This is a genomic window from Thiocapsa sp. (genome assembly GCF_035467215.1).
GTDB lineage: Bacteria > Pseudomonadota > Gammaproteobacteria > Chromatiales > Chromatiaceae > Thiocapsa.
In genome coordinates this window covers 1-10946 of record NZ_DATITZ010000004.1, presented here as the reverse complement: position 1 = coordinate 10946, position 10946 = coordinate 1, and the positions used below count along the sequence as shown (strand labels likewise).

General features: G+C 66.1%; 9 protein-coding genes. 5 read left to right on the top strand and 4 right to left on the bottom strand.

Annotation, left to right across the window (positions count from 1 at the left end; translation table 11 throughout):
* Positions 1-836 (top strand): PAS domain-containing protein (locus VLR48_RS00105; RefSeq protein WP_325289836.1); only part of this gene is annotated, 836 nt, incomplete at its 5' end.
* A gap of 10 nt (positions 837-846) precedes the next feature.
* Here the strand turns inward: VLR48_RS00105 and VLR48_RS00100 are convergent.
* From VLR48_RS00100 to ppsR, 4 genes are all read right to left on the bottom strand, one after another.
* On the bottom strand, positions 847-1113 hold the full coding sequence (locus VLR48_RS00100; protein ID WP_325289835.1) for a hypothetical protein: 267 nt from the start codon (positions 1111-1113) through the stop codon (positions 847-849).
* 40 nt (positions 1114-1153) lie between these two features.
* Positions 1154-2359, bottom strand: a complete 1206-nt coding sequence (locus tag VLR48_RS00095) for a geranylgeranyl diphosphate reductase (RefSeq protein WP_325289834.1) — start codon at positions 2357-2359, stop codon at positions 1154-1156.
* Between the two features lie 95 nt (positions 2360-2454).
* Positions 2455-3363, bottom strand: coding sequence for a chlorophyll synthase ChlG (gene chlG, locus VLR48_RS00090; protein ID WP_325289833.1), 909 nt, complete (start codon positions 3361-3363; stop codon positions 2455-2457).
* A 5-nt stretch (positions 3364-3368) separates the two neighbouring features.
* The gene (gene ppsR / locus VLR48_RS00085; protein WP_325289832.1) at positions 3369-4793 is read right to left on the bottom strand and encodes a transcriptional regulator PpsR; all 1425 of its coding nucleotides are present in this window, start codon (positions 4791-4793) and stop codon (positions 3369-3371) included.
* 571 nt (positions 4794-5364) lie between these two features.
* Here ppsR and bchF point away from each other — a divergent pair.
* The 4 genes from bchF to VLR48_RS00065 all read left to right on the top strand — a co-directional run.
* Entirely contained in the window at positions 5365-5862 is a 498-nt protein-coding gene (gene bchF, locus VLR48_RS00080; protein WP_325289831.1) for a 2-vinyl bacteriochlorophyllide hydratase, read from the top strand.
* Positions 5859-7145: a ferredoxin:protochlorophyllide reductase (ATP-dependent) subunit N gene (locus VLR48_RS00075; RefSeq protein WP_325289830.1), complete on the top strand. Its 1287-nt coding sequence runs from the start codon at positions 5859-5861 to the stop codon at positions 7143-7145. The genes bchF and VLR48_RS00075 overlap by 4 nt, the downstream gene beginning before the upstream one ends.
* A gap of 4 nt (positions 7146-7149) precedes the next feature.
* The gene (bchB, locus tag VLR48_RS00070; RefSeq protein ID WP_325289829.1) at positions 7150-8769 is read left to right on the top strand and encodes a ferredoxin:protochlorophyllide reductase (ATP-dependent) subunit B; all 1620 of its coding nucleotides are present in this window, start codon (positions 7150-7152) and stop codon (positions 8767-8769) included.
* A partial coding sequence (locus VLR48_RS00065) for a magnesium chelatase subunit H (protein ID WP_325289828.1) occupies positions 8744-10946 on the top strand: 2203 nt, incomplete at its 3' end. The genes bchB and VLR48_RS00065, both read left to right, overlap by 26 nt.

Sequence of the window (10946 nt, the reverse complement as noted above, 5' to 3'; positions counted from 1 at the left end):
CGGTCTTCAGCGGAGACGATCCTTCGCAGCTTTCGCCGCGGCGGTCCTTCGCGCAATGGCATCAGGTGGTCGAAGGCACATCCGATCCCTGGACCTCCGCGAATCTGGCCACGGCCAGATTGATTGGCGAATCCGTCGCGGATGTCATCCAGCAGTTTCGCTCGGTCCGTGTGCTCATCGCCCAGGCGCAGCTTGCACAAGTCCGCTCGCAGGTCAGTGTTTCCGAGCAGCCGATACTCCTCGCCGATGCGGACGGCGCTTTTCTGCTGACCACGCAGTCCTTCGAGCGGCTCCTGCATCCCGATCAATCGCGTCCGCGATGTCTCGATGATCTGCTGGCCTTGTTCTCGGAGCCGACGCAGGCGGAGGCGCGCCGCCGTCTCCATGAGCTGGTGGCGCAGCGTCGGGCTTGGCGTGGAGAGGTCGAGCTGAACACCAGGGATGTCGGCCTTCGGCCGTTTCTGGTGCGCGCCGATCCGGTCTTTTCCTCGCCCGAGCAGGTCTTGGGCTTCGTGCTTTTGCTGACTGACCTGAGCGAGCGCAAGATGGCCGAGGATGCCCGGCATCGAGTTCAGGCCGGCCTGCTGGAGCAGCAGAAGATCATGCGCCAGCAGTTGCAATGGAGTGCCAATCCACTGTACCGCGAGCTCCTTGCGGCCATTGTCGGTAATGCGCAGCTTGCCGCGCTAGAGGTGACCGACGGGGTCGATTTGGGTCGCGTGCCCGCATTGGTCGATGCGGTTCAGTCATCCGTCCAACGCACCACCCAGCTCCTCGAGCACCTCGCCTGGTATTCGGCGCAGAACACGAAGGGCGATCTGCCTGCCGGCAACTGATGCGGAGGGGTCAGGGCCGCCAGCGCAGGGCCAGATCGGCAAGATGAGCGACCAGGGCCAAGGCCAGCCAGGCGCCGACCCAGATCCACTCGGCGCCGGTCAAGGCGAAACGCACCGCGACCAATAGGAAGGCGCCCGCGAGCAGCAGGCCGACCAGATCGCGCGGAGCGACACCTTTGCCCGTCAGGCGGTGGAGCACCGTCAGTGCGATCGCCTCGACTGCGACCAGGCCGAGGATCAGATCGATCAAGCGCCCGCTTGCGAAGAGCTCGGCCATGATGGCGCCTCTTGGGGGTGCTCGCGGCGATCGCGTTACGTCAGCGGGCCGAGACGAAACCCAAGAGGTGCGCCATGTCCTTGAAGAAGACCCGCAGATGGGCCGCCGGCTTCGCGCGGACCAAACGCTTGTTCATGTAGGCATCCCAGGTCAGAGACTGCACGTCCGGGTCTTTGCACATGCTCACGAAACGCTCGCGACGCTTGTCGCTGGAGTACCAAAAGTACTGCATCATCCCCAGCACCCAGAAGACCTTGCCGTGGGATTTCATGAAGTGTGCCCGTGCGCTCTTGAGTGCGCGGGCATCGCCGGTGGAGAGAAAGGTGTCGACCGCGTCCCCGGCGAGTCGTCCCCCGACCAGTGCGTAATAGATGCCTTCGCCCGAGGCGGGAGCTACGACCCCGGCGGCATCGCCGGCCAGCACCAGATCGCGTCCGTTGTCCCAACGTTTGAGCGGCTTGAGCGGGATGGGTGCGCCCTCGCGACGCAGGGTCTCGGCGTGCTCCAGCCCGGCGCGGCGACGCAGCTCGGTGGTCGCGCTCTTGAGCGAGAAGCCATCCACCGCGGTGCCCACGCCGACGCTGGTCGTGTCGCCGTGCGGGAAGACCCAGCCGTAGAAGTCCGGCGAGATGTCGCCCTGATAGTAGACATCGCAGCGTGTGCCGTCGAAATCGGCCGGACCGCCGTTGGCCGGGGTCCGCACGATCTCGTGATAGGCGGCGACATATTTGATCTTGTCCGCGCCCGGAACGCACTGCTTGCCGACCGCCGAGTGCGCCCCGTCGGCACCGATCACGGCACGGGCGCGGACCCGCTCGGACTCGTTGCCGCTGCGCCCGGCGCCCGGCCGATAGCGGATCAGGGCGACACCGTCGGTATCGCGCTCGACCGCCTCGAAGGTGCCGGTGCGTCGCTCGGCTCCGGCTTGCGCGGCACGTTCGCGCAGCCACTCGTCGAAATGCTCGCGATCCACCATGCCGACATAGCCGCCGTTGATGGGCATGTCCACACGTTGATCGGACGGGGAGACCATGCGGGCCGAGTTGACCTGATTCGCCAGCATGGACTCCGGGATATCGAACTCACGCATGGCCTGCGGAGGAATGGCGCCGCCGCAGGGCTTGATGCGCCCGCCGCGATCGAGCAGGAGAACGCGACGACCGCGCTTGGCCAGATCGGTTGCAGCGGTGGCGCCGGCGGGCCCGCCGCCGACGATCACGACGTCGAATGTCTCAAGAGTTGTCATCGAATGCTGGCCCTGAGGTTGGGTAAATCGAAGGGTTTCAAAGCCCGGCGCACGCGCGCCGGGCAGGCGCGATCAAGTCTTCCGTCGGGTTTCACTCAAGCGAGAAGCCCGCGCACGGCGAAGGCGCTGATCATCATCCCGGTGACGTAGACGCTGACGCCGAGCCCGCTGAACCAGGTGGCCCGCTCGCGCGGACTCTGCAGGAAGCGAATCATCAGCAGCAGTTGGATCAGTAGGACCACGCCGACGGCGATGGCGTGGGCCGGCTTGTCCCAAGCGAACAAGAGCGCGATCACGATGGCTTGGGGCACGGCCATGACGATGCTGGCCAAGCGCGCGGCCCCGTCGACACCGAGCTGAACCGGCAGCGAGCGCACGTTCATCTGCTTGTCGCCCTCGATTGCCTTGAAATCGTTGAGCGTCATGATGCCGTGCGCGCCGATGCTGTAGAGCACGGCGAGCGCGAGGATCCGCCAGTCCGGCATGGCGCCGCCGAGCATGACGGCGGCCCCGGTGATCCAGGCCAATCCCTCGTAGGAGAAGCCGACGGCGAGGTTGCCCCACCAGCCGTTGCCCTTGAGGCGGAACGGTGGTGCGCTGTAGGCCCAGGCCAAAGCCATGCCGATCAGCGAGGCCCCGAAGACCCAGGCTCCGAGCACCCAGGCGAGCAGCAGCGAGACCGCGGTCCAGATCAGTGCGAGATAGAGGCCCCAGCGCCCGGGAATTCGTCCCGAGGGGATCGGGCGGTTCGGCTCGTTGATGGCGTCCACATGACGGTCGTACCAATCATTGACGACCTGGCTCGTCCCGCACATCAGAGGGCCGGCCAAGAGCACGCCGGCGAGGAGGAGCCACCACTGCTGCAGGACAGGCGCTCCGGAGGACACAACCCCGCACGCGAAGGCCCACATCGGCGGGAACCAGGTGATGGGATGCGATACTTCCAAGATCGCGGGCATGGACGGGTATGCGGACGCTGCCGCGGGTAACGCGCTTCGATTCATGCCGCTCACTTGTCGTCTGGCGCCGAGGGCTCGGCTGCTTGGTCGGTAATGCCGTATCGATCGATTTTGACGTATAGGCTTTGGCGGCTCAACCCCAGGAGCTCGGCCGCCGAGGCGCGATTATCCCCGGTCAGTTTCAGGGCCGCCTCGATGCAAAGCCGCTCGATGGTATCGGTCGACTCGCGCACCAGCTCCTTGAGCGGAACCCGCCCGACCCGGTCGGTGAGTTGGTCGAGCCAACGCGGCTGCTCCGGGCTCGTCGGCTGCTCGGCATGAAGCCGGCGACCGACATCGCGGATGAAGAATCCAAAATAGGGGCGCTCCCCGTTGCGCACCGCCGCGGCCGAGATCTCGATATCCGTCGTGGAGCCGTATTCGCCGCGCAGGGTGGTCGCAAAGAGCCGAACCGTGTCGTGTTGACGCAGGTTGGCCATCAAGACATTCAGGTCGACGCCCGGACGTCCGAGCCAACGGTCGAGCGACTCGCCGCGCGCCTGTTGCTCCGCGGCGATCTCGGTCAAGGCCAGGAAGGTGTTGTTGGCGCTCAGGACCCGCCCGTCCGCATCCGTGATGACGACGCAGTCCGGTGCGTTCTCGAGGACGCGAAGATAGCGTGCCCGGTTCTCCGGCAGGGTCGAGGTGGCGGTCTCGGCGACGATCGGGGAGAGCCGCACCAAGAGGAACGAGAGGTTCTCCTGGCGCAGCAGCGAGGCCGACACCAGGAACTCCTGCATGCCGTCGGCGAGCTTGGCCCGCACGTCGTCCGCCCGCCCGGCGGCACGGACCCCGGCCAACAGGCCATTGATCGCCTGCGTGCCCTCGGTGTCGAACCCTTCCGGGAAGGGACGACCGATGACCCGCGTCGGGGATTCACCGAGCAGTTGTCCGGCGGCGGGATTCGCCTCCACGACCCGCTGGGTCGGCGCATCGATGATGAGGATGGCCTCCGAAACCATACGAAACAGCAGCCGATAACGGGTCTCGACCTGGCGGAAGCGCCAGTAGTCGCGTTCGAGTGCTTGTTGGGCGTCGACGAGCTGTTGTTGCAGGGCGGCCATGCCCTGGAGGTTGCGCCCCAGGGCCACGACACTGGTGCCGAGACGCAAGGCTCGGTACTGAATCGGGATGTCGGTCCCGCGCACGGAAGGATGATTGACCTGTCGCCAGCGGGTGACGCGGGAGTCGGATGCCTCGCTGAGCAAGGCTTCGAGGTTCGCGCGGCTCTCCGGCAGCGCGGTGGTCAGCCATGGCTGGCCGATCCAGTCCTTGCTGAGCTCGCTCGAAAGGTCCTCGCTGCCGAAGGAGATGTCGCAGACGATGCCCGCCTGGTCGACCACGACCGCGATGTCGGTTGCGCCTTCGACCAGCGCCGCCGCCGTTTCGGCATCGAGGGTGCCGAACGATTCCTTCGGGGCTCTGAACGGACTCACGACGACCAGACCCTCCAATGCCTCGGGGCGCGCCCGCGCAACCCGTTTTCGGTGCCGATAGCGGCTGGCTTGCCGGAGCGTTCCTGACGGTGCGACATGCCCATGGGCATCCGACACCTGCACCGTTGCGCCCGACGGCCTCGGGCGCATCGCTCGACGCGGCTTCCGGCTTCGGCCGGATCCTGTCTCGTATCGATGATCACAAGAGATCGCTTGCGCTGCTCGGGACGACAGTCGTCAACGAAAAAACACGCCGAGGCGCGAGGTGCGTGCCGCCCTGCCGATCCGTTCGGGATCGTCCGAGTGCCGCCGTTGTGCGGAGTCCGAGTGGGGGGATCTTGCTGCGGCCGGCATGTGCCGGCTGCGAGGCGCGCTGCTGCCGATGGCAATGCAGAAACGCCGGTTCACCACGGTCGGGCTCGCTACCCTATTGTGGTGCCTGGTGCGGGGTTGTCAAGTCAGGTTTACGTAAAGTTTGGTTGACGCATCCCTGAAAGCGGACTAGATTCGTCATATGTAGAACGCGACGGCGGATCATACCCTAGTTCGTCCACTGATGAATCATCCTCGAATGCAACCGCAGCAACGCAGACCTCTCTACACCCCGGAGGAGCGCCTCCGCCGCGATGAGTCCCCGTGGACGCTGGTCCAGGGCATTCTTGCGCCAGTGCAGTTTCTGGTCTTCCTGGTCAGCCTCTATCTGGTGCTGCGTTATTTGACGACCGGCGAGGGCGAGCTCGCCGCGACCGTATCGATCGTTGTGAAGACGCTCGTGCTCTACGCCATCATGATCACCGGCGCGATCTGGGAGCGCGTGGTCTTCGGGCGCTATCTCTTCGCGCCGGCCTTCTTCTGGGAAGACGTCTTCAGCATGCTGGTGCTGGCTCTGCACACCGCCTATCTGTTGGCGCTCGCCACCGCGGCACTCGATACGCAAGGGCTGATGTGGCTGGCACTGGCCGCTTATGCGACCTATGTCATCAATGCCGCGCAGTTCCTGATCAAGTTGCGCGCCGCCCGGCTCGATCAGGCAAAGGATCGCGAGACCCTTGCGGAGGCGACCGAATGAGTGCACCGCAGGCACTCGGTCGGGCATCCGCCGCCGGCGATACGCTTCCGGTCGTGACGCGCGAGCGCGGCCAAAGGCAGGTCTTCTGCGGCCTAGCCGGGATCGTCTGGCTGCACCGCAAGATCCAGGATGCCTTCTTCCTGGTCGTCGGCTCGCGCACCTGTGCGCATCTGCTGCAGTCCGCTGCGGGTGTGATGATCTTCGCGGAGCCGCGCTTTGCCACCGCGATCCTGCATGAGCGCGATCTTGCGGGTCTGGCGGACTGCAACGCCGAGCTGGATCGCGTGGTCGCCGAGGTCTTGGAGCGGCGCCCCGACATCGGCACCCTGTTCCTGGTCGGCTCCTGTCCGTCCGAGGTCATCAAGCTCGATCTGGCGAAGGCCGCCGAGCGTCTGTCCGGCGTCTATCGCGGACGGGTGCGGATCCTCGATTACTCGGCGAGCGGTCTGGAAACCACCTTCACGCAAGGCGAGGACGCCTGTCTGAAGGCGCTGGTGCCCGAGCTGCCACAGCTTCCGAGCGGCGAGCGCTCGCTGTTGGTCCTCGGCACCTTACCCGACGTGGTCGAAGATCAATTCGCCCGGCTGTTTGCCGAGCTGGGGATCGGTCCGGTGCACTTTCTGCCGCCGCGTCGGACGACCGAGTTTCCTCCCCTGGGCAGCGGGACCAAGGTCCTGCTGGCCCAGCCCTTTTTAGGGGAGACGGCGCGCGCCTGCGAGGCGCGGGGGGGCAGCCTGCTGACCGCGCCCTATCCCTTCGGCGTCGAAGGCACGCTCGGCTGGCTGCGCGCGGCGACCGAGGCGTGGGGCGTGTCGGGCGAGGTGCTCGATGCCGTGACGGCGCCGGCGATCGCACGGGCCAGACGAGGACTGGCGCATCATCGCGAGGCGCTCGCAGGCAAGCGCATCAGTTTTCTACCGGACTCGCAGCTTGAGATCCCGCTTGCGCGCTTCCTGCAGCGCGAGTGCGGCATGGAGCTGGTCGAGGTCGGCACACCGTTTCTCGATCGTCAGCTTATGACCGAGGAGATGCGCCTCCTGCCCGAGGGCGTGCGCCTCACCGAGGGTCAGGATCTGGAACGCCAGCTCGATCGGCTGCGCGAGGATCGCCCGGACCTTACGGTCTGCGGTCTGGGGCTTGCCAATCCGCTGGAGTCCGAGGGTCTGCGCACCAAGTGGTCCATCGAGCTGGTCTTCACGCCGGTCCATGGTTTCGATCAAGCCGCCGATCTTGCCGAGCTCTTTGCGCGGCCGCTGCGGCGTGCTGCCTTGTTGCGGGTCTGACGCCATGCAGCTGACACTTTGGTCATACGAAGGACCCCCGCACATCGGCGCGATGCGGATCGTCGCCTCCATGGAAGGCGTGCATCTGGTCCTGCACGCGCCGCAGGGCGACACCTACGCGGATCTGCTCTTCACCATGATCGAGCGGCGGGCGACCCGTCCGCCCGTGACCTACACCAGCTTCCAGGCGCGCGAGCTCGGCAGCGATACCGCGGAGCTGGTCAAGACCAGCGTCGGCGAGGCCGTCGAGCGCTTCAAGCCGCGCGTGCTCCTGGTCGGCGAGGCCTGCACGGCCGAGCTGATCCAGGATCAGCCCGGTGCCCTGGCTCGGGGGATGGGGCTGCCGGTGCCGGTCCTGTCGCTCGAGCTGCCGGCCTATGCGCGCAAGGAATGCTGGGGTGCGAACGAGACCTTCTATCAGCTGGTCCGCGGTCTGCTCAAATCCCGCGTCCCGGAGGCCGGACGTCACCCGGAGCCCAGACCGGCCGATCGACGCCCGCGTGCGAATCTGCTCGGCCCGACGGCCCTGGGTTTTCGCTGCCGCGACGATGTCGAAGAGGTCACCCGGCTGCTCGCCTCGGTCGGCGTGGATGTCCATGTGGTCGCGCCCTTGGGTGCCACCCCGGAAGACCTGCTCCGGATCCCGGAGGCCGACTTCAACGTCTGTCTCTATCCCGAGACGGCCGATCAGACCTGTCTTTGGCTGGAGCGCATGTTCGGCCAGCCGACGGTGAAGACGGTGCCGATCGGCATCGGCGCGACCCGTGATTTTCTCGACGAGGTCGGGCGTATCGCCGGGATCGACGTGACTGATGCCAAGTCGCCGATTTCGTCTAGAATGCCCTGGTACTCGCGGTCGGTGGATTCGACCTACCTGACCGGCAAGCGTGTCTTCATCTTCGCCGACGCCACCCATGCGGTTGCGGCGGCCCGGATGTGTGCCGAAGAGTTGGGTTTTACCCTCGTCGGCATCGGAACCTATGCCCGCGAGTTTGCCCGCGACGTACGCGAGTGTGCCAAGCGCTACGGCGTCGAGCCGCTGATCACGGACGACTATCTCGAGGTCGAGAAACGGGCGACGGAGCTTCAGCCCGAGTTGATGTTGGGCACCCAGATGGAGCGCCACATCGCCAAGCGGTTGGGTATTCCCTGCGCGGTCATCTCCGCGCCCGTGCATGTCCAGGATTTTCCGGCGCGGTATGCGCCGCAGATGGGTTTCGAAGGTGCGAACGTGATCTTCGACACCTGGGTCCACCCTTTGATGATGGGGCTCGAAGAGCATCTCATCACCATGTTCCGGGAGGACTTCGAGTTTCACGATGCGGCCACGGCGTCGCATCTCGGATCGCGGGTCGGGACGAGTCGTCCGGCCGAGGCCGGATCCGAGTCGCAGTCGGCGGCCGAACCGGCGGATTCGCCGGTCGATTCGCCAGTCGATTCGCTGGCGCAGGCCGATGTTTCAACCGTCATTTGGGCAGCGGAAGCCGAGCAGGAGCTGAAAAAGATCCCGTTCTTCGTGCGCGGCAAGGCGCGTCGGAATACCGAGCGCTTCGCGGCGGAACAGGGCATCCAGACCATCACTGTGGAGACGCTCTACGATGCCAAAGCGCACTTCGGCCGCTGACAAGCGCGCCACGACCACGGACATCACACCGGTCCGTGTGGTCATTGTGAATCTCGACGGGCACCTCGCCGGTACGACCGAGCGGGCGCGTCCGTCCCTGCAGCGCGAGCTGCCCGGCCTGCAGTTGACGCTGTACGCTGCGACCGAATGGGCCGATTCCCCGGAGCTGCTCGAGCGTTGTCGCGAGGACATCGCGCGCGGCGACATCATCATGATCACCATGCTGGTCATGGAGGAGCACTTCAAACCCATCCTGCCCGCGCTCGCCGCCCGTCGCGACGACTGCGACGCCATGATCGTCTGCATGTCGGCCGGCGAGCTGATGAAGATGACGCGGCTCGGCGGCTTCAAGATGGACGGTTCCCCGGGCGGCCCGATGGCGCTGCTCAAGCGTCTGCGCGGCGGCAAGGAGAAGAAACAGAGCGCCGGCGCCCAGCAGATGTCGATGCTGCGACGTATCCCCAAGCTGCTGCGCTTCATCCCGGGCACCGCCCAGGACGTGCGCGCCTACTTCCTGACGCTCCAATACTGGCTGGCCGGCTCGGACGAGAACCTGGGCAACATGATCCGGTTCCTGGTCGACCGCTACGCCGACGGTCCGAGGCGTCATCTGCGCGGCACCATCAAGGCCGCGCCGCCGGTCGAGTATCCGGACGTCGGGCTCTATCATCCGAAGATGAAGGGGCGGATCTCCGATCAGATCGCGAGTCTGCCGCCCGTCAACGGTCGTCCCGTCGGTCGCGTCGGTCTGCTGCTGATGCGCTCCTACGTGCTGGCCGGCAACGCCGCGCACTACAACGGCGTGATCGAGGCGCTCGAGGCGCGCGGTCTGCAGGTCATCCCGGCGTTTGCGAGCGGTCTAGACGCGCGCCCGGCGATCGAGCGGTTCTTCTTGAAGGATGGCAAGGCGACGGTCGATGCGGTCATCTCGCTGACCGGATTCTCCCTGGTCGGCGGACCGGCCTACAACGACTCCAAGGCGGCCGAGGAGATCCTGACCAAGCTGGATGTGCCCTATCTGTCCACCCTGGCGGTCGAGTTCCAGCATGTCGACCAGTGGGAGTCCTCCAGCCAAGGTCTGCTTGCGGTCGAAGCGACCATGATGGTCGCCATCCCCGAGCTGGACGGCGCAACCGGCTCCATGGTCTACGGCGGTCGCAGCGGCGGCGGCGCGGGCGACGGTGCGCGCGACATGCAGTCGCACGCCGAGCGCGCGCAACGTCTGGCCTCGCGTGTGGAGCGTCTGGTGCGTCTGCGCCGGACTAAGCGCGCCGAGCGCAAAGTCGCCATCGTCCTCTTCAACTTCCCGCCGAACGCCGGCAACACCGGCACGGCCGCCTATTTGTCGGTCTTCGCCTCGCTGTATCACACGCTCAAGACGATGCATGCCGAAGGCTACAGGGTCGATGTGCCCAAGGATGTGGACGCCCTCCGCGAGCAGATCGTCAACGGCAACTCCGGGCGGTTCGGCTCCCACGCCAACGTGCATGTCCGCATCCCGGTCGACGATCATGTCCGGCGCGAGCCCTGGCTGGCCGAGATCGAGGCCCAATGGGGCTCGGCGCCCGGCAAGCAGCAGACCGACGGCGGCTCGCTGTTCGTGCTCGGCGCCCAGTTCGGCAACGTCTTCGTCGGCATCCAGCCGGCCTTCGGCTACGAGGGCGACCCCATGCGGTTGCTCTTCGAGAAGGGCTTCACCCCGACCCATGCCTTCTCGGCCTTCTATCGCTGGATCCGCGACGACTTCGGCGCCCATGCGGTGCTGCACTTCGGAACCCACGGCGCACTCGAGTTCATGCCCGGCAAGCAGGCCGGTCTCTCGGGGGCCTGCTGGCCTGATCGTCTGATCACGGATCTGCCCAACGTCTATCTCTACGCCTCGAACAACCCGTCCGAAGGCACCATCGCGAAGCGACGTGCCGCGGCGACCCTCATCAGCTACATCACGCCCCCGATTGCCCACGCCGGACTCTACAAGGGTTTGATCGATCTGAAGGGCTCGATGGAGCGGATGCGCGGCCTACCCCCCGAGGAGCGGGAGGAGCGCGCCGAGCTGGCCGTGTTGATTCAGGCTCAGGCCGCCGAGCTTGATCTGGCGGAGCTTGAGCCGACCTGGACCGATGATGCGGAGAGCCGCATCGCCAAGCTCCACGACAAGGTGCTGGAGCTTGAGTACA